This window comes from Pseudoalteromonas sp. GutCa3 (genome assembly GCF_002836155.1).
Taxonomy (GTDB): domain Bacteria; phylum Pseudomonadota; class Gammaproteobacteria; order Enterobacterales; family Alteromonadaceae; genus Pseudoalteromonas; species Pseudoalteromonas arctica.
The window spans coordinates 1-20,077 of sequence record NZ_PJBK01000030.1; the positions used below are offsets into that span (position 1 = coordinate 1).

General features: G+C 38.6%; 17 protein-coding genes and 4 pseudogenes. 13 read left to right on the forward strand and 8 right to left on the reverse strand.

The genetic code is table 11. The features are described 5' to 3' along the window. Window positions 1-99: 99 nt before the first annotated feature. Window positions 100-2,256, reverse strand: coding sequence for a prolyl oligopeptidase family serine peptidase (locus tag CXF64_RS05975; protein WP_101216567.1), 2,157 nt, complete (start codon window positions 2,254-2,256; stop codon window positions 100-102). 164 nt (window positions 2,257-2,420) lie between these two features. On the opposite strand from CXF64_RS05975, the gene CXF64_RS05980 reads away from it, so the two are divergent. Together CXF64_RS05980 and CXF64_RS05985 are read left to right on the forward strand one after the other, a co-directional pair. Continuing rightward, the gene (locus CXF64_RS05980) at window positions 2,421-2,735 is read left to right on the forward strand and encodes a DUF962 domain-containing protein (RefSeq protein ID WP_002959779.1); all 315 of its coding nucleotides are present in this window, start codon (window positions 2,421-2,423) and stop codon (window positions 2,733-2,735) included. A gap of 670 nt (window positions 2,736-3,405) precedes the next feature. Continuing rightward, window positions 3,406-5,988 carry a TonB-dependent receptor plug domain-containing protein gene (locus CXF64_RS05985; RefSeq protein WP_101216568.1) on the forward strand — a complete coding sequence of 861 codons (2,583 nt, stop codon included), beginning with the start codon at window positions 3,406-3,408 and terminating at the stop codon, window positions 5,986-5,988. A gap of 81 nt (window positions 5,989-6,069) precedes the next feature. Here the strand turns inward: CXF64_RS05985 and CXF64_RS05990 are convergent, their stop codons facing one another. The 3 genes from CXF64_RS05990 to CXF64_RS06000 all read right to left on the reverse strand — a co-directional run bounded on the left by CXF64_RS05990 (window position 6,070) and on the right by CXF64_RS06000 (window position 9,356). Then, a complete protein-coding gene (locus CXF64_RS05990) occupies window positions 6,070-7,128 on the reverse strand; it encodes a branched-chain amino acid aminotransferase (RefSeq protein ID WP_226929038.1) in 1,059 nt (352 codons plus the stop codon). Between the two features lie 135 nt (window positions 7,129-7,263). Then, window positions 7,264-8,316 carry a fatty acid desaturase family protein gene (locus CXF64_RS05995; protein ID WP_024590897.1) on the reverse strand — a complete coding sequence of 351 codons (1,053 nt, stop codon included), beginning with the start codon at window positions 8,314-8,316 and terminating at the stop codon, window positions 7,264-7,266. After that, window positions 8,313-9,356, reverse strand: a complete 1,044-nt coding sequence (locus tag CXF64_RS06000; protein ID WP_101216569.1) for a flavin reductase family protein — start codon at window positions 9,354-9,356, stop codon at window positions 8,313-8,315. The genes CXF64_RS05995 and CXF64_RS06000 overlap by 4 nt, the downstream gene beginning before the upstream one ends. 266 nt (window positions 9,357-9,622) lie before the next feature. Between CXF64_RS06000 and CXF64_RS06005 the strand changes: the two genes are divergently transcribed. The 6 genes and pseudogenes from CXF64_RS06005 to CXF64_RS06030 all read left to right on the forward strand — a co-directional run bounded on the left by CXF64_RS06005 (window position 9,623) and on the right by CXF64_RS06030 (window position 14,674). Then, a complete protein-coding gene (locus CXF64_RS06005) occupies window positions 9,623-10,798 on the forward strand; it encodes a PQQ-dependent sugar dehydrogenase (protein WP_101216570.1) in 1,176 nt (391 codons plus the stop codon). Between the two features lie 153 nt (window positions 10,799-10,951). Next, complete coding sequence (locus CXF64_RS06010; protein ID WP_007375469.1) at window positions 10,952-11,131, forward strand: DUF6435 family protein; 180 nt, start codon at window positions 10,952-10,954, stop codon at window positions 11,129-11,131. A gap of 441 nt (window positions 11,132-11,572) precedes the next feature. Further along, a complete protein-coding gene (locus tag CXF64_RS06015) occupies window positions 11,573-12,376 on the forward strand; it encodes a restriction endonuclease (RefSeq protein ID WP_101216571.1) in 804 nt (267 codons plus the stop codon). A gap of 86 nt (window positions 12,377-12,462) precedes the next feature. Next, window positions 12,463-13,197 (forward strand): hypothetical protein, encoded by a 735-nt coding sequence (locus tag CXF64_RS06020; protein ID WP_133120255.1) that lies wholly within the window; start codon window positions 12,463-12,465, stop codon window positions 13,195-13,197. Between the two features lie 117 nt (window positions 13,198-13,314). Beyond that, window positions 13,315-13,447 (forward strand): annotated as a pseudogene (locus CXF64_RS21085) (transposase); the annotation flags it as partial. 258 nt (window positions 13,448-13,705) lie between these two features. Next, window positions 13,706-14,674 (forward strand): hypothetical protein, encoded by a 969-nt coding sequence (locus tag CXF64_RS06030; protein WP_101216573.1) that lies wholly within the window; start codon window positions 13,706-13,708, stop codon window positions 14,672-14,674. 49 nt (window positions 14,675-14,723) lie between these two features. Here CXF64_RS06030 and CXF64_RS20925 read toward each other — a convergent pair. Further along, window positions 14,724-14,975, reverse strand: a pseudogene (locus tag CXF64_RS20925) (IS110 family transposase); the annotation flags it as partial. Window positions 14,976-15,039: 64 nt separating this feature from the next. Between CXF64_RS20925 and CXF64_RS21090 the strand changes: the two are divergent. The 5 genes and pseudogenes from CXF64_RS21090 to CXF64_RS06060 all read left to right on the forward strand — a co-directional run. Further along, window positions 15,040-15,172 (forward strand): annotated as a pseudogene (locus CXF64_RS21090) (transposase); the annotation flags it as partial. A 231-nt stretch (window positions 15,173-15,403) separates the two neighbouring features. Next, a complete protein-coding gene (locus CXF64_RS06045) occupies window positions 15,404-15,883 on the forward strand; it encodes a hypothetical protein (RefSeq protein ID WP_101216574.1) in 480 nt (159 codons plus the stop codon). A gap of 72 nt (window positions 15,884-15,955) precedes the next feature. Then, window positions 15,956-16,088 (forward strand): annotated as a pseudogene (locus CXF64_RS21095) (transposase); the annotation flags it as partial. A 252-nt stretch (window positions 16,089-16,340) separates the two neighbouring features. Continuing rightward, entirely contained in the window at window positions 16,341-16,958 is a 618-nt protein-coding gene (locus CXF64_RS06055) for a hypothetical protein (protein ID WP_101216575.1), read from the forward strand. 283 nt (window positions 16,959-17,241) lie between these two features. Continuing rightward, window positions 17,242-18,015 (forward strand): hypothetical protein, encoded by a 774-nt coding sequence (locus CXF64_RS06060; RefSeq protein ID WP_101216576.1) that lies wholly within the window; start codon window positions 17,242-17,244, stop codon window positions 18,013-18,015. Window positions 18,016-18,053: 38 nt separating this feature from the next. On the opposite strand, the gene CXF64_RS06065 is transcribed toward CXF64_RS06060, so the two are convergent. The 3 genes from CXF64_RS06065 to CXF64_RS06075 all read right to left on the reverse strand — a co-directional run bounded on the left by CXF64_RS06065 (window position 18,054) and on the right by CXF64_RS06075 (window position 20,035). Next, complete coding sequence (locus CXF64_RS06065) at window positions 18,054-18,506, reverse strand: GNAT family N-acetyltransferase (RefSeq protein WP_101216577.1); 453 nt, start codon at window positions 18,504-18,506, stop codon at window positions 18,054-18,056. 82 nt (window positions 18,507-18,588) lie between these two features. Continuing rightward, window positions 18,589-19,182, reverse strand: coding sequence for a DUF2238 domain-containing protein (locus CXF64_RS06070; protein ID WP_101216578.1), 594 nt, complete (start codon window positions 19,180-19,182; stop codon window positions 18,589-18,591). A 61-nt stretch (window positions 19,183-19,243) separates the two neighbouring features. After that, window positions 19,244-20,035: an SDR family oxidoreductase gene (locus CXF64_RS06075; RefSeq protein WP_101216579.1), complete on the reverse strand. Its 792-nt coding sequence runs from the start codon at window positions 20,033-20,035 to the stop codon at window positions 19,244-19,246. Window positions 20,036-20,077: the final 42 nt, after the last annotated feature.

Here is a 20,077-nt window from a genome sequence, read left to right on the forward strand (position 1 = left end):
TAACTACTAACTACTAACAAACATTAAAAAGGCCGAGTAAATTAAATTTACTCGGCCTTTTGCTCAGCTATTAAAGTTAACTATTTTGTTAAAGCGCTTTTATAACGACTCTACGCCCATGTTATATAGCGTAAAACCAAATATATCAGCATACTGCTCAATTGTTTTACTCGTTGGTGTACCTGCACCATGCCCCGCATTTGTTTCTATGCGGATAAGCGTTGGATTATTACCCGTTTGCTTTGCTTGAAGCTCAGCGGCAAACTTAAACGAATGCGAAGGGACAACGCGGTCATCATGATCGCCAGTTGTAATCATAGTGGCTGGATACTCAACACCTGCTTTTACATTATGAAGTGGTGAATAGCCTTTAATGTATTCAAACATTTCTTTGCTTTGCTCACTGGTACCGTAGTCGTATGCCCAACCAGCGCCCGCAGTGAATGTATGGTAGCGCAGCATATCAAGTACGCCTACAGCAGGTAGAGCCACCTGAAATAAGTCTGGGCGCTGTGTCATTACTGCGCCAACTAACAAACCACCGTTAGATCCACCGCGAAGTGCTAAGCGCTTTTTAGACGTGTACTTTTTATCTTTTAAGTACTCAGCCGCTGCAATAAAGTCGTCAAACACATTTTGCTTTTGCAATTTTGTGCCGGCATTGTGCCAGTCTTTACCGTACTCACCACCACCGCGAATATTAGCAACGGCGTACACACCACCTTGCTCAAGCCATACTGCATTAACGGGGCTAAAGCTTGGCGTTAAACTAATATTAAAACCACCGTAACCGTATAAAATAGTAGGGTTTGAACCATCAAGCTTAATGCCTGTTTTATAGGTAATTACCATCGGTATTTTAGTGCCGTCTTTTGATGTGTAAAACACTTGCTCAGACGTGTAATCATCACTATTAAAATCAATAGCCGACTTACGATAAACACCCGATTCACCCGTAGTTACATCAAACGTATAAGTAGTACCTGGTGTTTTGTAGTTAGTGAACGAATAATAAAGCGTTGTTTGATCTTTTTTACCGCCAAAACCACGTGCAGTACCCACGCCTGGTAATGTAATTTCGCGAATTAACTCACCTTTTTTGTTGTACTGTTTTACCTGTGAAATCGCGTCAACCATGTAGTTGGCAAAAAAGGTATCGCCACCTTTTGTAAGATTTAGTACGTTTTTGGTTTCTGGAATTAAATCAACCCAATTTTCAGGGCTTGGGTTACTTGCATCAACCGTCACTACTTTCTTGTTTGGTGCATTAAGGTTAGTAACTAAAAACAGCTTGCTGCCTTCGTTATCAATAACCGATGTATCTGAATCAGTATTTCCAACAACCGTTACAAACTCACTGTTTTCTTTTGTTAAATCTTTTATAAACAGCTTATTGCCTGAAGTAGACGTACTAGCTGAAATGAGTAAGTAGCGGCCGTCATGGGTTACATCAGCGCCTACATAGCGATGTTTTTGCTCATCAGTTTCACCAAATACAACACGGTCAGCAGACTGAGCAGTACCTAGCTTATGGTAATACGCTTTATGCTGATCTGTTTTAGCCGAAAGCTCACTGCCTTTAGGTTTTTCGTAACTTGAATAATAAAAACCTTCGTTGCCTAACCAATCAATGCCACTAAATTTAACGTCAACAAGCGCTTCTTCAACTTGCTCTTTAGTATGTGCATCAATAACTATAATTTTGCGCCAATCGCTGCCGCCTTCAGATATTTGATACGCGAGTAATGACCCATCTTTTGAAAACGATAAACCCGACATAGACGTCGTACCATCGTCACTAAACTTGTTTGGATCTAAAAATACTTCAACGTCGCCGCCATCTTTACTGCGGTACAAAACATATTGATTTTGCAGGCCATCGTTTTTATAAAAATAGGTGTAATCGCCTTCAGTAAAAGGAGCGCCTATTTTTTCGTAATTCATTAGTTTTTCAAGGCGCTGCTTTAACTTATCGCGATAAGGGATTTGTTCTAAATAAGAAAACGTTAAATTGTTTTGCGTTTTAACCCAATCGGCAGTCTCGTCGCTCATATCATCTTCAAGCCAACGATATGGGTCGCTAACGGCTTCTTCAAAGTAGGTGTCTACGATATCGCCTTTTTTTGTTTCTGGGTATATAACTGCGTTAACTTGCTTCATTGGTGCTTTTACTTCTTCTTGAGTTACCGTATTAGTTGGCTCTGAACAGCCGCTAAGCGCTACAATTACAGCACATGCTAGAGTGTGTTTAAACATCCTGAGTTCCATTCTTATTTATTAATAGTGCGCCTAAGTTATTAACTTTTAGCCCTTTTGTCTATTTAGATGCGTTAAGCGCCATTTATCGCTGTAAACAAATGTAAACTTACGCTTTAATAGCACGACCCTCATTAAAATAAAAAACAATAAAAGAGCACACTATGCAAAGTACAAACCCCACGTTTAAAAGCTTTAAAGCCTTCTACCCTTATTATTTAAAAGAGCATCGCAATGTTACTTGCCGCCGCTTACATTTTATAGGAAGCACCCTCGTTCTTGCTGTAATCGCAATAGCATTATTAAAACAACACTACAGTTTATTATGGCTATTACCTGTTATTGGATATGGATTTGCGTGGGTCGGGCATTTCTTTTTTGAAAAAAACCGCCCAGCTACTTTTAAACACCCTTTTTACAGTTTGTGGGGAGATTGGGTAATGTTTAAAGATATGCTTGTTGGAAAAATTAAATTTTAACACTATTTTTAGCACTCTTTTTTATACCAATTACTTATAAAAACAAAATTGCTTCATGCTTTAAAGTATAGGTTCTAATAAGTAGTACATAATTTATAGTACACCCATTAAATGTTAATTTGGTTAACATCTAATGGGTTTATTTGTATTTTAAATTTAAAAAAATATTTATAAGCTCAACAGCTATTTATTGCCAGCCCAATAAAAATGGTTCCCTACCCATAATTAATTTAACCCATCAATCTCGTCTTACCAGTTAATTAAACGTTAAATTTAATTTTTTAATATAATTCATTATCCATCAATTACTTAGCAATTACCTTCGCTATATAACTAAAACAATGATCATTATAAAAAACAACCAAATGTAATTATAAAAACCCTTAAATTAATTGAATGTTATTCAATTGACTGACTTTGTTAATTAAGTATATGTTCAAGGTAACAAAGAGGTTTATACCAATCCGCTTAATTAAGTGATCTATTTTGAGGATGGAAAAACGTGTTGATAGCTAGGCAAAAAATTCGCTATTTAGTTGCTCTAAATGAGAATTTTTTAACGCAGGTAACGGCACGTTTAGCCCCTAAAAATGATTAAGTATTATTGCGGGTTGGTATTAATCTTTTTGTACAAAACTAAAATAATTCAATGGGTATGGGGAAATACAGCATGAATAGAAAACCGTTATTTAAATTACAGCAATCGGTACCACAAATATTACTCGCAATGAGCGCGTCTGCTGCACTACTTGGTTCGCTCTGCGTAAATGCTGCAGAGCAAGACATTAAAGCAGAAGAAAACATCGAACAAATAAGCGTAATTGGCTCTCGCCGATTAGGCCGTACAGTAGAAGACAGCGCAGTACCCATCGATATAATTGGTGCAGATGCACTTAAAAATTCAGGCTTTACTGAAACGAATGCCCTGCTTAGCAGTTTATTACCCAGCTTTAACTTCCCACAAGCATCACTTACTGATGGCAGCGACCATGTACGTCCCGCTCAGCTTCGTGGCTTAGCACCCGATCACACCTTAGTGCTTGTTAATGGTAAGCGCCGCCACAGCAACGCATTACTTAACTTAAATGGCTCAACGGGTCGTGGTTCATCATCGGTTGACTTAAATGCGATACCTGCAAATGCTATTGCCCGTATTGAAGTATTACGCGATGGTGCAGCAGCGCAATATGGCTCTGATGCGATAGCTGGTGTTATTAATATTGTACTTAAAAGTGCCAGCAGCGGTGGTTCAGTTGCGGCTATATATGGTGCTAACGTAACCGAAATGGACGGTGTACCACAGCTAAAATCTGTATCTGAAGGCAGTGATGGTAATTTAGCATTTACTGAAGGAGGCGATCGCTCTTTAACAGACGGCCAAACACTAACGCTGCAAGGTAATATGGGTTTTGAACTTGGCGATAATGGCTTTTTAAACATTTCAACAGAATACCGCGACCGCCATTCAACTAACCGCTCAGACTACGATAACCGTGAAAACTACGCACGCATAGATGACGGTTCAGTAGATGGCGCGCTTGACCCACGTGAACTTACCGTAAATCGATATAACCATAACTTTGGTAATGGCGATGTTGAAGACTTTTCTGTGTTTTATAACGCAGGGTATCAATTAACAAACGAAGTAGATTTATATTCGTTTGGCTCTTACAGCAAACGTGAAGGCGAAGGCGGCGGTTTTTATCGCCGTGCAAGCGATAGCCGTAATATAGAAGAAGTTTATCCTGATGGCTTTTTACCTGTTATCACCTCAGACATAGATGACTTTTCACTGGCACTTGGCGCTAAAGGTTTTGTAAGTGAATGGAATTACGATGTATCGGCCGTATATGGTCAAGATGCATTTGAGTTTGGTGTTATAAATAGCTTAAATACCTCATACGGCCCTACTAGCCAAACAAGCTTTGATGCAGGAACACTTACCTACGATCAACTTACTTTAAACGTTGATTTTAGTCGTGAAGTAGACGTCAGCTTTTTAGAAAGCTCGGTAAGTGTAGCTGTAGGTGCTGAGTATCGCCGCGAAGGATACCAAATAGATGCAGGGGAAGAAGCATCATATGCACAAGGGTCATTTGGCCCAGGCGGCGAAGTAACCGACCCAGTTGATGGCCCATTTGGCGCAGCGGGCGCACAAGTATTCCCAGGGTTTACACCCGAGTCTGAGGGCGATAATAGCCGCCATAACGTGAGCTTGTATATAGACCTTGAAACCTACCTAACCGACGATTGGAATTTAGCGGTTGCCGCCCGTTATGAAGATTACTCGGACTTTGGCGATACACTTAACGGTAAAGTTGCGACTCGTTATTCATTAACTGAAGACTTAGCGCTGCGCGCCTCTGTATCAACTGGTTTTAGAGCACCCTCTTTGCAGCAACAATACTTTACCTCAGTGGCCACTGTATTTGTTGATGGCGAACCAACCGAAACAGGTACGTTCGCACCAAGCAGCGATGTAGCAAAAGCACTGGGCTCACCAGGTCTTGATGCTGAAGAAGCAACAAACTACGGCGTAGGTTTTACATGGTCTACCGACTTTAATTTCAGCTTATCGGTTGATTACTACCAAATATTAATTGATGACCGCATTGTGTTATCAAACAACTTATCGGGCGATGCTATTGCCGATTTACTTCAAGGCACAGGTGCTAACCAAGGTCGTTTCTTCTTAAATGCAATTGACAGTAAAACCCGTGGTGTGGATGTGGTTGCCTCTTATAATGTAGCAACTGATGGTTATGGCGATTTAGCCTTTAACCTAGGTTACAACTACGGTAAAAATGAAGTAACAAATATTATCGACCCACCAGCAGAGCTGCAAGGTGCAGGGTTTGATCAAGACAACTTGTTCTCAGGCACTGAACTGCGTCGTTTTGAAGTAAGCACACCGCGTAATAAGTACAACTTAAGCGCAACGTGGACTAACGACGACATACGTACCACGCTTAGAACAACGCGTTACGGTGAAACTCAAGACCCTTCAGATATCCCAGAACGTAACGAAGTGCTTAAGCCTAAATGGATAACCGACTTAGATGTCGCCTACTCGCTTAGTGAAAACTTATCGCTGAGCTTAGGGGCTAATAACATTTTTGATGTTTACCCAGATGCAACCCGTGAAAATGTTGACGATGTAACCACCTTCTCTCGTTTATTTGCTTACTCTAGCTTCTCGCCGTATGGATTTAACGGACGCTACGTGTACGGCAAAATAGAAATGAAGTTTTAATAAGCACAGCTTAAAGTAACCAAACACACAAAAGCCACCGATTAGGTGGCTTTTTAATGCGAGTTAGAATCAAATCTATAATTAGATTTTAGTTAACCAGCCGTGTTTGTCTTCACTTTTACCCCATTGAATATCGTTCAATGCTTGGCGAAGGCGTGCAGTAGTTGGGCCTGGCTCGCCAGTACCTACTTTGTATTCTTTATCGTTATGAATAAATGTACCCACAGCAGTTAGTACAGCTGCAGTGCCCGAAAGCGCCGCTTCGGTACCTGGTTTAGCAGCACGCTCTAATAGCTCAGTAACGCTAAAGTTACGCTCGCTTACCGTCATACCTAAATCTTTGGCTATGGTTAAAATACTATTACGCGTTACGCCATGTAAAAACGTGCTATCAAGCGCTTTAGTAATAATTTCGTTGCCATCAATAAGTATAAAGTTAGCAGCACCGGTTTCTTGTACGTCGCCACCTGGGCAAAATAAAATTTGATCTGCTTGATACTTAGTTCGTGCAGCACTAATAGGTGCTAGAGCACTGGCGTAGTTACCACCACTTTTTACCATTCCCATGTGCGGGGCGCAGCGCATGCCATCTTCTTCAAGCAGTACACGCAGTGCAGTTGCACCACCGGCAAAGTAATCACCTACTGGCGATAGTAACGTATATAAAAGCGAGCTCATTGATGGCGCTGCCGCTTTACCAATTGCAGCCTCAGTACCAATATGGGTTGGGCGAATATACATAGAGCCCGGCGGTAATGGCGTTTCATCTGCGTATTCGCGCATAATATCGATAATCATCGTTTTTAGCATATCGCTGTCAAAACTCGGTAAGCTTAATAGCGCTGAGCTTTGTTGCATGCGTGCAATGTTTGCATCCATTCTAAAAAGATAAACAGAACCATCTTCATGGCGAAAGGCTTTTAAGCCTTCAAAACATGTACTTGAATAATGAAGAACGTGCGCACCAGCATGAAGTTCAAGTTTATCGGAAGGGACAATTGAGCTTTCGCTCCATTTATTATCAGAAAAACGAGCTTGAATCATCTGCGGCATAAACACGGTACCAAATGCGGCCATTTTAATCTCTCTTGTGTGGTCTATTTTCCTCCATTGTATGACAATCACACGCTGTTTAACCATAGCTAAAGTAAGGCTTTTTTAATTAACTATGAGAAATTTTTGCAAGTGCTGTTTACTAATCAACCGCATTGGGTGCTATAAACAAAAAAATCGGCTAATACAGTTGCACTAGCCGATTTTTTAAAGGTAAATAATTTACTTGAACGAATATCTAATAATACGTTTTAGCACCGAGGTATACTGTTTAAAAAAGCTACCTGTATGGTAATCAATACCGTGTTTTTTCAAAACGGCTTGTACTTGAGGTGCAACTTCTTGGTAGCGCGAAGACGGCATATCTGGAAATAAGTGATGCTCTATTTGGCAGCTCAAATGCCCCGTTAAAACATGAAACCAATGCGACCCTTTAATATTAGACGAGCCCAGTACTTGGCGATAATACCACTGCCCTTGCGTTTCGTTTACGCAGTCTTCTTGTTTAAAAGTTTGTGTTTCTTCTGTAAAGTGACCACAAAATATTATGGTCGACGTCCATAAATTACGGATTAAGTTTGCCAGTAAATTCCCCGCCAATACCCATAAAAATAATGGGCCTGCAAGTAACGGAAATATCGCATAATCTTTAATTAACTGGCGAGCGCCTTTACTAAAAAAGCGCTGCTTTAATGTAGAGTGTGATACAAGCCCTTCACGGTTTTCTTTCTTTTTACCAATAAAAACACGCTCTGCAGCTAACTCGTGATACGACACGCCCCACTGAAATAACACACTTAAATTAATATACGTAAAAAACTGCCATACATTTTTAAAACGCCACTTAAAATCATCGCTTAAACGCAACAAGCCATAACCAAAGTCTCTGTCTTTACCAATAATATTAGTATACGTATGGTGTTCAAAGTTATGAACGCGATGCCAACTTTGCCCGTCGCACGCGATGTCCCACTCATAATGTTGTGAGTTAAGTTGCTTGTCGTTCATCCAATCGTATTGACCATGCATTACATTGTGGCCAATTTCCATATTGTCTAAAATTTTAGCAAGCGCTAATAGCAACACGCCTGCAACCCACAATAGTGGCTGAATAAAACCAAGCATTAGCAAAATTCGCCCGCTCCATTCACACACTCGCTGTTTGCGCACAACAGAGCGAATATAGTCAGCATCTTGTTGGCCAACTTTGCCAAGGGTGTCCATTTTAATGGCATCTAGCTCGCTTGCGAGCATGTCATAGTTAATGTTTTTCATAATTGTAACTCCAAATCACTAACAGGTTGGCTTACGCAAAGTTGGATTAATTGCTCGCCGTTGTCACTCAATTCACCTGTTTTTAAATTACGTACCACGCCTGACTTTTTAATACATTGGCATTGATGGCAAATACCAATACCGCAACCGCGTTTAACGGGGAGCTTTTTTTCTTCAAACTGAGTCAGTAAAACATCGTTGCCCGATACAACATGGGCACTGGCGTTAATTTTTACATTAAATTGGCTATCGTCGTTTAAGGTAGGCAGCGCTAAACCAAATGCTTCTTGGTAATAATTTAGCTTATGAGTTTTAGCAAAATCGCTCACCGTTTGCATAAATGCTGCAGGGCCACAGCAGTAAATGTCTGGGTTTTCCCACGGCTTAATATTGCTGGTTATATCGCTTGATTGCTCACGCGTTAATAATAAAAACGAAAAATGCTCAAATTGCGCTGCCAACTCACTTAGCTCATCAACACATTGATGCTCAGTGGCTTTTGCGTAATACACTAACGACACTTTTTGCGTAGTTTGGCCTAAGTAATCATCAAGCATAGCTAGCATAGGTGTTATACCCGAGCCACCGGCAATAAAAGTGGCTGGCGTGTGTGTGTTTTTAAATACAAAGTCGCCGCTTGGCGCAGAAATATTGCACCACAAACCCGCTTTTAATGCACTGCTGAGTAAGCCAGTAAAGCGCCCTTGCGCATTTGTTTTAATTAGTAAACGCACTAACCCAGTATTTTTAAATTGCTGAGCGCTTGAGGCCACGGTAAAAACGCGTGTTAATAATCGCCCATTAATTTCAACCGTTAAACTTATATGTTGCCCTGACGTATGCGCCCGCCATTGTTTGCTTGGCTTAAGTTGCACACTTAAAAAACCGCCATCAAGCACAGCGGTACTAACTACTTGCGCTCTAAACTGCCCTGCACGCCACGCAGGTTTAAACACCTGCATTACGGGCTCTATGTAGCCTGCAAAACTTTGATGGTGTAAAAACCATTTTGAAAATTGGTTTAATACTTGAGTCATCATGGTTAAATCTCTATCAAATCTTAATTACTTTGAACTTACACGTGTACGCCCAAACTTCAGCGCACAAGTGTACGCTCAAATTTTAAGTTTTCAACCCCAATAGAGTAATTATTCAATTTTTATTAGCGCAATTTTCTAAAACAATTTCCTGTGATGAGGTAATTTTAAAACATATAAGTGTGCATTTTTCATTCAACTCAACACTTAACAAATTTATTTACGCCATGATAAGGTTATGTAAGATTGGATTAATTTTGGAAGCCATAATGATAAATTTAAGGTCACATAACACTCACCCTAAACTAATAAGTGCAGGCTTAGCCGTTGCTATATTTGCTACTAACGCACCCGCGCATGCAAAAAGCGATTACGTAAAAAACTATAAGCAGCTCGATACTTTATCGCTTAGCGTTAACGCAGTAACAGCGGCAGAAGGTGTAGTTATACCTTGGGCTATTGAGCCTTTAGCTAATGGTGATTTACTAATATCTGAGCGCAGTGGAGCGTTATTTTTATTACCTAAAAATACCACTAAATTAACTAAGGTTTCAGGGCTTCCCGACATTGACGCTAATGGCCAAGGTGGATTACTTGATTTATCACTACACACCGATAGTAAGCAAAACCAATGGCTATACTTTAGTTACTCAAGTAGTGAGGGCAAAGGAAGCGGAAGTAACACCGCTTTAATGCGCGCCAAGCTAAGTAGCGATCATACGCAGTTGTCTGATCAGCAATTGCTATACAAAGGCGAGCATAATACTACCAAAGGCCAGCACTACGGCAGCCGTATTGTGTTTGATGATGAAGGTTATGTTTATTTTTCAATTGGCGATCGCGGCTCGCGCGACATAAACCCGCAAGATCTCACTCGCGATGGCGGTAAAATTTATCGCTTACACGAAGATGGTAGTATCCCAAGCGACAATCCGTTTGTTAAACAAAAAGATGCAAAACATGCTGTATGGTCTTATGGGCATCGTAATCCACAAGGCATGTGGTTTGATAATCAAAATAATATTTTATGGTCTCACGAGCACGGACCGCGCGGCGGCGATGAGCTTAATATTATAAAAAAAGGCGCTAACTACGGGTGGCCTTTAGTAAGCTATGGCGTTAACTACAGCGGTACCAAGTTTACAGACCTTGAAGAAAAAGACGGCATGCAATCGCCCGTATTACATTGGACCCCTTCAATTGCCCCTTCCGATATGTTGTATGTAACGAGTGATAAATACCCAAAGCTTAAAGGTAAGCTATTACTAGCATCAATGAAATTTGCATTCATTAGCGCTCTGGAACTATCAAAAGGTAAGGTTGTTAAGCAATATAAAATACTCGATGGAATTGGCAGAGTACGCAGCTTAGCCCAAGGCAGTGATGGTTTTATTTATTTAGGTATTGATGGACAAGGTATTAAACGCCTGGAGCCAGAAACGTAAACACTAGAACTAGCACACAGTACGTTAATAATTACACCGTGTTTACTTTGCGCTTTTAAAGCGCAAAGTAAACATTTTCACCAAACAAAGAACTATTAAGCCCATTAATGCGTACACTAATTACATATAATTTAATAAATTAAGAGAATACTAATGTTTTCATTTTTAAAGCCTGATCCCGTAAAAAAACTGCGTAAAGAATACGACGTAAAACTAGAGCAAGGCATGCAGGCACAAAGAAAAGGCGACATTAAAAGCTTTGCCATGTTAAGTGCAGAAGCCGAAAAAATCTGGAGTGAAATAGAAACTCTAGAGGCTAAAAAAGCCAAGTAAATAATATTTAAATGCGTCTGCCCTGTTTTAAAAGTAGGAAGACGCGTTTAGTAAATATTCACGACCTCGCTTTACAGCTTCCACCATCCCTAAACCCCCTTTTATAATATGCTTACACAAACAAGTGTGCTTAAAGCGGCATCTTACGTTATCGCAGCCGTTTTTAGTGAATATTAAATGATTTAAAATCGGGTTTGGTTTTCATTTTAAATATTTAATTGCTGCATTTACATACCGCGCTGGCGTTTCCCCCTAAGTCTAAAAATGAGGACGTTTTCCTCTTTTCTGCATATTATTAAAAGAACAGCCCGACTTAAAGTTTAATACTCGCAATGTGTTACAGGATTTGTTATTAATATTAAAAATAATTAAGAGGACATACATTGCTCATAAAAAAGAGGAAAGTGTCCTCGATAAAGCTGTTAGCGGTCAAAGGTAGTTATGAGTAAAGATTCAGATTGGTATATCTTTCAGGAAGACATAAAAGATCACTTTGATTCGCTAGGAGCTGATGCAGAGACTAACGTCCGAGTTCAAGGTGTACGAACTTGCCATGACGTTGATGTATTCGTCAAAACCAAATTTTTGGGTGAAAACATTACTTGGATTGTTGAGGCTAAACATTGGAAGAGTAAAGTGACCAAGGCTCAAGTGTTAGCACTTAGGTCGATTGTAGACGACATAGGTGCAGATCGCGGATTTATTATATCTATAGCAGGGTTTCAAAGCGGTGCATTTGAAGCGGCTGAAAGCACCAATGTAAAACTTAAGACCTTCGATGAACTGAAGTCTGACACTAAGGGCATCATTGAGGCTGAGATTTTAAAAACCTACTATAAACGCCTTGTACTTTTGGAAGATAGGTATTGGTCTCACTCTAAAAGGGTGAGAATTGAATATGGTCTTCGTCACGATGTAATAGACTATTCAATGCAATTTACAGGGCAACAATTACTAACAACAGCGCGAACAGCAATAATGGCTGCTGAGGAGCGAAATTACCCAATCGACTTGGAATCCTTTCTAAAGGAGCAACAGGGCGAAAAAATTGCACATAACTTTCAGCAGCTTTCCATGTGGTTGAATCTCAACTTAAATCATTTTGAAGAGAAGCTACTTAATGCTGAATGGGAAATGTACAAAAATGGTGATTATAGCCCTGATACAAGTAGAACTAGAGATAATGAAACAACCACCACTGAAATGATGGCTAAAGCAATCTACAACGCAGGAAAAGACCGCTAACAGGGCCAGCCAGAGGGACCAAAAACCGCCGCTTCGCTCTGGTTTTTCGGCCTCTGCTGGCGGCGTTAACTTTCATGGAGAGAGTCGTGTCATTCGAACCTACATCTGATAATAACGATTACAGATTAACTAAAAATCAGCATTTCCATATGAAAGCTATTTTAAAAAGGTTTTCTCTAAATAATATGTTGCAGGTCAGCTTTAAAGGAGCTGAGACTAAATCTATTGGAGTTAAAGGTTCTTGTTTTCTTGGCAATAGAGCATGGTCACAAGAATGTGAAACATTAGTGAGCCATCCAATAGAGAATAAATTTTTAAGGGAAGTTGATCGAATTGAAAGTGGAGAAAGTATTTCAGATCATAAGGCTATATCTGATTATCATTTGTTGTGGTATTTTCGGTGGCACTACTCCATAAATCAGGCAGAGGATTCAGAGTTATTTAATAATTTTCCTTGTGGAACTCTAGATAAAAATACTGAAGAACTCATTGAGTCATTAGGTAAAGTTCCTGTTAGAACTGGCGGTAAAATTGCTGGAAGGTTTACTGCTACTCTAGATATTAAACAATTACTCATCGATAATAAGGATGTTTATTCGGGTTATCAGTGGCAAATATTAGAGTCTAATGATAAAAAATTCATATCGGCTGATTGCTATGCAAAGTCAATGGGGATGGCAATATCCCCCAAGTATTATTTAATGGCGATTAAAGGGGGTGAAGAAGAACATCGAGTAATTAATAATGTCGAAGTTAATGATCTTAACCGAAGCTCAATTGAAATAGCACAAAATTTTTATTTTGGCTGTAATGAAAGTTAATCGAGTAGCCGGAGGTCTCTAACCTCCAGCCCCACACCACCCATCATGCGGGTCAAAGAATTATAGTGACACCCATCCTAATTACCTTGAACCGACTTTCCTTTAAATAAAAAGCGGAACATTACAGTGAATAAAGGCATGAATAAATTGATCTTAAGGGGTCAAATGAAAGTGAATGCCTTACTTCACGCTGCGGCGACTGTATTGCCTTGTTCATAATATAGAAAAGCTGCAAAACACGATGCATTAAGAAGGGTAAGCCCTCTTACTCTAAATAAAAGCCACTCAAACACCCGTAATCCCTTCCAAAACGCCAATTAAAACAATATCAAACACTTCTATATTCTGCGTAAAAATACAGTAATCAATTGAACCAAAATAGGAACTCAGCTATGGTTTGTTTATCAATAAAAACAAATTTAAAAACGAGTTAATCTACAGGCTCGTTATGTGACTATCGTCTGTAGCAATTCCTGATTATTGAATTTATTAATGAAATGGTAGGTTAATGAAGGTATTTTTAGATACAAATATTTGGCGCTATATAGCAGATACTGGAGCTTTCAATACTTTAGTGGAAACTGCTTCAAATAATGGGATTGAATTGGTAGTTGCGCCTGCTTTAGTTCATGAAGTTAGACAGCTGAGGGATGATACCCTACGGAAAAAAATTCTTAACATTATTGCAAGTCCTCGTTTAGTTCGCTTAATGCCTGAAATTTATCTTGAAGCTGAAGATATTAAGAAAATAATGGAGAAGTACCGTAGAGAGTGGCTAATACCAAATCCCGACGGTTCTGAATGTAATTCATTAATAGATAACTGGACAAAATCCGAAGGCGGGTATTGGGAAGATGTAGCAAATGATATATCACCTCCAGTTACAGATGAAAGCCAACGAGGAGAATTGGAGCATGAGCTTGCACAACAAGAATCAAAAGAAATTCGCGTACGGATAAATGAGAAAAAATCTGTATTGCCTGCATCTTTAGATCTTAAAAAGGTCTATTTTCCTCTATCTGCTGAAAATTCAGAACCTGAAAGGGAGTTTGTTGAATACTGGCGAGCTCAAAGTTTGTATCTTTTTAAAGCTGAATTTGCAATTTATACCAGTCCATATCGGGAGTGGCTTGATTACTTCATTGAAGTTTCAAAAATTGAAAGTCAATCGGATTTGTTGGCTGGTCTATGGTACAACGAGGTTTCGATTAATGAACTACCTAGGGAGTGGTTACGTGGGGCATTCATGTATCTACAATGCTTTCATAAAATAACCTCTGGCACACCCGGAGATTCGCAACTAAGTTCACATTTAATAGATGTCGATGTAGTAATGTCCGCGGATAAGAATTTTATTCGGTTTGCAAAGCAGTGTAGACAAGATGCTCCATTTTCAATTGCTCAAGAGTACTTAATTTCTGCAGGTTCAACTGGTGTTGAGGAAGTAATACAACATATGCGTGAATTAAATTTATAACGTATATTCAACGTCACATAACAACACGCCCTGAGATGGACAGCAAGCGCTAAAGCTCACTTTCCACCGCAAATTTTAACAGCGGTGATCCCTTACTTTTCAATGCGGTTAAGTAAGTTGATTCATCGTAGGGCGTATGTGTTTTCCAGCACCTAAATAGGATTCGTATCCACTTAAATGCCAATGATCTGATGATGGTATTATGAGGTTTTCCTTTGGCTTCTTGCTGCCGATAATATGCTTTAGCCCAAAATGAATAACGCACAGATAATCCAGCCCATTCCACAAATGTTTGCCTTAAAGAAAAATTAGGATGACACCCATCCTAATTACCTTGAACCGACTTTCCTTTAAATAAAAAGCGGAACATTACAGTGAATAAAGGCATGAATAAATTGACCTTACGGGGTCAAATGAAAGTGAATGCCTTACTTCACGCTGCGGCAACTGTATTGCCTTGTTCATAATATAGAAAAGCTGCAAAACACGATGCATTAAGAAGGGTAAGCCCTTTTACCCTAAATAAAAGCCACTCAACCACCCTTAATCCCTTCCAAAACGTCAATTAAAACAATATCAAACACTTCAATATTCTGCGTAAAAATACAGTAATCAATTGAACCAAAATAGGAACTCAGCTATGGTTTGTTTATCAATAAAAACAAATTTAAAAACGAGTTAATCTACAGGCTCGTTAGTGGTCCTTAACAATGGGTTTTCAAATTTAGGATGAATGAAGAGAATGAAAATTACTTTATAGCAAAGTATGTAGCAGGTGCTTGTGAAACTGATGATTTGATCAATTATGCAAATTATAAGTTAAACAATGGCGTTTATTCTGACGAGCTACTGGATATTATTGATGCAGAACCTAAGTGTTGGGGAATTGTTTCACCTCTTTTTGAAAGACTTATTGCTCAACTACCTTCATTTGAGGATTCAATTAATTTAATAATTAAATATCACTTAAAGTTAATTGCTAGTGAGAAAGTAGACCCATTCATTCAATTTCGGCAGTTGCTAAATGATATTAATAATTTTGATCTATATGAAAACGTGGCTAAGTATGCTGGAGATAATGTAGGGATCGAACATCTTTATGGGTTGTATTACGCAAGAGATGATTTGGATGTAAATGATAATGATGGTGTTGTTGAAATAAGTGTTCTGATGCAAGAAAAATCTAAAAAATGGCTATCGGAACACTAACAAACGCATCAAAGAATTATAGTGACACCCATCCTAATTACCTTGAACCGACTTCCTTTAAATAAAAAGCGGAACATTACAGTGAACAAAGGTATAAATAAATTGACCTTACGGGGTCAAATGAAAGTGAATACCTTACTTCACGCTGCGGCAACTGTATTGCCTTGTTCATAATATAGAAAAGCTGAAAAACACGATGCATTAATGAGGGTAAGCCCTTTTAACCTAAAATAAAGCGACTAAAGCATCCATAATCCCTTCCAAAACGCCAATTAAAACAATATTAAACACTTCAATATTCTGCGTAAAAATACAGTAATCGATTGAACCAAAATAGGAACTCAGCTATGGTTTATTTATCAATAAAAATAAATAAAAAACGAGTTAATCTACAGGCTCGTTAGCTAACAATGTATATTACTACATTGTGACTATTACTATTTCAAGGAAGTAAATTTTGGAATCAACAAAAAAAGAAATTGAAAAAGTTGAAGTTAGCCTTCGGCTTCAGTTTATTCATAAACCGCTCAACCAAAAATGGTTCAGAGGTAAATACCCTTTTTTGATTCAAAATGAACCTTTTAAATATGGATTAAGAGTTAAAAATATAGGAAGTACAGCATTTTCTGGCGCTAGTATTTCTAAATTTAGAATGATACATCAACCAACACGGTTAGGCCAAGATGCGCAGAACCACCCTAAAATTAAGCCACTTAACCCAGAAGAAGAATACGAGTTTTACTTTGATAGGTATACTTTGTGGCACGAGGGCTCTATAGAGACAAGTTGCTCACTAATTCCCGACAGTGAAAAAGAAACAATAATGACCTATCAGCATCATCGAGATCATGATGTTGATGAAAAATATAAAGAAAATGAATGGTGGCATGACTATTATTGCCAAAGCCAGCAACAACTACTCCAAACTAGAACTAACAATTTAATCCTTGGGTTAACTGTAATTACTGTCGTAGAAGCTATTTTTGGTTTGAGTAATGTATTAAAAATGGGGGCTGGGATACTTGCTTGGACATTTAATTATATTTATCAAATGTTCGCGTGGCTTGCTAGCTAACAACACGCCCTGAGTATGCGTATTGAAACAAATAACTTCTGTTGATCCGAAAGTCTTGTTACAAACATTGATTGTTTCCGCTCAAATATTCGTGATCAACAGAAGCATATTCCATGTATTAATGAGATAGGTAAATACATTGATTAATAGAACGGAGTAACTATAAGAACTTCAAACGGAAAAAAATACAGTTAACTGTTTCCACTCCGTTCAACATTTTAGCCAACTACATTTTTTCGCTTAACTAGGCGTTATATTTCTTAAAAGGTTGAGTATTATCATTATGGACGAAGATAAATATCAGGTAGGAATTAAAGCGAATTTCATTAGCCTTATGTTACTTGAAGACGAGCTCAAACATTTTGATTTTATCCTTTCTAAGCCAATAGAAGAAATGCGAGACTGGATTGAAAAGCTTCGTGCGACTAGAGCCGTTTTTCTCACTTTATATAATATTAAAGATCTAACGACAAAGCTCAGGATTCAAAACCTACCTGAACATACAGCAAAAACAAAATCACTTAGAAAAAAACTGGAACTGGCAAACCATTTTAGGAATAAAGGTATAGGTCACCTTGATACAGAACTTCTAAAAAGAGCTGTTCAATGGAACCCATTGATGTTCGTAAAAGAACAAAAAGATACTACGGAGTTGAGGCTTGCTGATGCTCACCGAGCAGTAATTGAATCTTGTATAAACTCATATATTAATAAAGATGGCGTTCAAAAAGAGTTTGGTCATGAAATCGACTTGTTTTATTCTGAAGATACTGAAGAGTTTTATAAGTATTTAAAGTCAATAGTGGTGGATTCATTGGAGTGGATTTTGTTTTCTAAAAACATTCTGAATGAGAAAATAAACTATCACACAACGGAAGATATATTTGAGCTAGCCTCTGTAGCTGGCGCAACAAACTTTGATTTAAAAGGTAATTCAGATTTGAACTTTTGTAAGGCTGATTCAAAAACTAATATGGATAGAGGGTTAGAAAAATTAGCTTCGCAGGGTTTACCACAAGATGTTATCAATTTGATTAAGAGTAAATACGAAATATAACAAGAACTTTAAACGGAATTTGCTCTTTCCCCCATTTATTAGGTCTCATGATTATTTTCATCATACACATTCTCAGGATTTATTTGCATTAGCAGTGCTGGGTTATCTATTGGTTTAAACCCGTATTGCGCATAAAGGCCATGCGCATCAGAAGTCGCTAATAAAAAGCGCCTGAGCCCTTGCAGCTCAGGGTGCTCTACTATCGTTTTAATAAGTAACTTACTCAGCCCATTTCCTTGCGAGTGCGGGGCAATAAATACATCGGCTAAATAGGCAAAGGTTGCTTTATCGGTCACTACTCGGGCAAAGCCAACTTGTTCGTTATGAGCGCTGTAAACACCAAAGCACATTGAGTTATCAATAGCCGATTGCATCACACTTTTAGGAATGCCTTTGGCCCAATAGCTATTAGCAATAAAGTTATAAATAACGTTAAAGTTAAGTTTGCTTTTGTCTGTGCTTATTGAGTAGTTACTAATGTTTACTGTCATACGTTAGTAGTCTTTTTTACCAATGTTTTTATAAACATTTCTATAAAACGTTCCTATAAATAGTCTTCAACGTTGCTATAGCCTATAAATAATCTTTAACGCTTTTTAGCTGTTTGTCGTGTACTTTTGAAAGCACTAACAATGAGCAAATAGCCCCAAATAACGCCAGTCCCATATCAGATTGGGTATCCCACACGTAACCTTGAGTGCCTAAAAATGCCTCTGCATTTTCGCCGCTTAACACTGCAACCCACCACTCGATTAATTCATAAAAAGCACTAAATGCTAAACATACCGAAATAACAAAAGTGATTAACCAACCTTTGCCGTTTACTACTTTTTTGCGCAGTAAAATTTCGCGTGCTAGTAGTGCTGGTACAAACCCTTGAAAAAAGTGCCCTACCTTGTCGTAGTTATTACGCTCGCTACCAAATAGGTTATCGAAAAAAGGGACTTCGGCGTAGGTGTAATGCCCGCCAATCATCAGCACTATGCAATGCGCTAAAATAAATGTATATAAAATAGGGGTAAGTTTAAAGTGGCTATAGGTACTTGCTAGCAGCACTAAACCAATAATTGCGGGGATAACTTCAAGCAGCCATGTAAATTGATCTTTTGGGTTAATACCAGACCAAATTAATACAATAAAAAACAGGCTCAACCATAAATACTTCATTTAGAATCCTTTTCTAAATTGATCAAATTTACGGCATTTTACGCCTTTGAAATAAACGACGCTACCTATAGTTTGTTTTTGCAGTAATGCGATTAAACAAAGTAGGAAAAAAGCGCTTAATTGTAGGCGCCCAACCACTCAAACCTTTGCCAATAATCACTTCGTCTTTTTTATTACTTATGGCACGAATCATTTTTGAAGCCGCTACGCTTACATCCATCCCATTTTCTATCGATTCTTCTGGTTTATTTTGAGCTATGCCTTGCTCGTTTAGTGAGTTATGCGCAATTGCTGTTTTAATAGAGCCTGGGCAAATTGTTAAACAATGAATGTTATGTTGTGCTACTTCTGCTCGTAGGCAATCCATAAAACCAACCACCGCATATTTAGAACCCGAATAACCTGTTCTAAATTTTGACCCAACTTTACCCGCCACACTACTAATAGACACAATTGAGCCACTGCGCCTTGCCACCATAGTAGGCAATATAGCTTTAGTAAGTGCAATTAAGCCAAAGTAATTAACCTCCATTAATTGGCGATACACGTTAAAGTCGTTTTCTAAAAATAAACTGCGTTGCGATACGCCGCCGTTATTAATTAAAATATCTATTGTAGGAAGCTCGTTCATTTTTGCTGTTATTGTGCTCAGTACGTGTTCTGGCTGGGCTAAGTCCAGCGGCACAACTAAGTGCCCTTCGCCTTTAAGCGTTGCTTTTAAATCGTTTAGTTTATCTACATTGCGCGCCGATAAAATAACACGCGCTCCAAGCTCGGCAAATTGTATAGCAAGCTCTTTACCAATACCTGACGATGCGCCGGTGATCCACACGGTTTTATTATTATATTGCATGCGTTATCTGCCCTTTTATTGTTATTTATTAGGTTTTATAAG

Coding starts and splice junctions, on each gene's coding strand:
- CXF64_RS05975 (WP_101216567.1), bottom strand. CDS start 2,256: ATGTTTAAACACACTCTAGCATGTGCTGTAATTGTAGCGCTTAGCGGC.
- CXF64_RS05980 (WP_002959779.1), top strand. CDS start 2,421: ATGCAAAGTACAAACCCCACGTTTAAAAGCTTTAAAGCCTTCTACCCT.
- CXF64_RS05985 (WP_101216568.1), top strand. CDS start 3,406: ATGAATAGAAAACCGTTATTTAAATTACAGCAATCGGTACCACAAATA.
- CXF64_RS05990 (WP_226929038.1), bottom strand. CDS start 7,128: ATGGTTAAACAGCGTGTGATTGTCATACAATGGAGGAAAATAGACCAC.
- CXF64_RS05995 (WP_024590897.1), bottom strand. CDS start 8,316: ATGAAAAACATTAACTATGACATGCTCGCAAGCGAGCTAGATGCCATT.
- CXF64_RS06000 (WP_101216569.1), bottom strand. CDS start 9,356: ATGATGACTCAAGTATTAAACCAATTTTCAAAATGGTTTTTACACCAT.
- CXF64_RS06005 (WP_101216570.1), top strand. CDS start 9,623: ATGATAAATTTAAGGTCACATAACACTCACCCTAAACTAATAAGTGCA.
- CXF64_RS06010 (WP_007375469.1), top strand. CDS start 10,952: ATGTTTTCATTTTTAAAGCCTGATCCCGTAAAAAAACTGCGTAAAGAA.
- CXF64_RS06015 (WP_101216571.1), top strand. CDS start 11,573: ATGAGTAAAGATTCAGATTGGTATATCTTTCAGGAAGACATAAAAGAT.
- CXF64_RS06030 (WP_101216573.1), top strand. CDS start 13,706: ATGAAGGTATTTTTAGATACAAATATTTGGCGCTATATAGCAGATACT.
- CXF64_RS06045 (WP_101216574.1), top strand. CDS start 15,404: ATGAATGAAGAGAATGAAAATTACTTTATAGCAAAGTATGTAGCAGGT.
- CXF64_RS06060 (WP_101216576.1), top strand. CDS start 17,242: ATGGACGAAGATAAATATCAGGTAGGAATTAAAGCGAATTTCATTAGC.
- CXF64_RS06065 (WP_101216577.1), bottom strand. CDS start 18,506: ATGACAGTAAACATTAGTAACTACTCAATAAGCACAGACAAAAGCAAA.
- CXF64_RS06070 (WP_101216578.1), bottom strand. CDS start 19,182: ATGAAGTATTTATGGTTGAGCCTGTTTTTTATTGTATTAATTTGGTCT.
- CXF64_RS06075 (WP_101216579.1), bottom strand. CDS start 20,035: ATGCAATATAATAATAAAACCGTGTGGATCACCGGCGCATCGTCAGGT.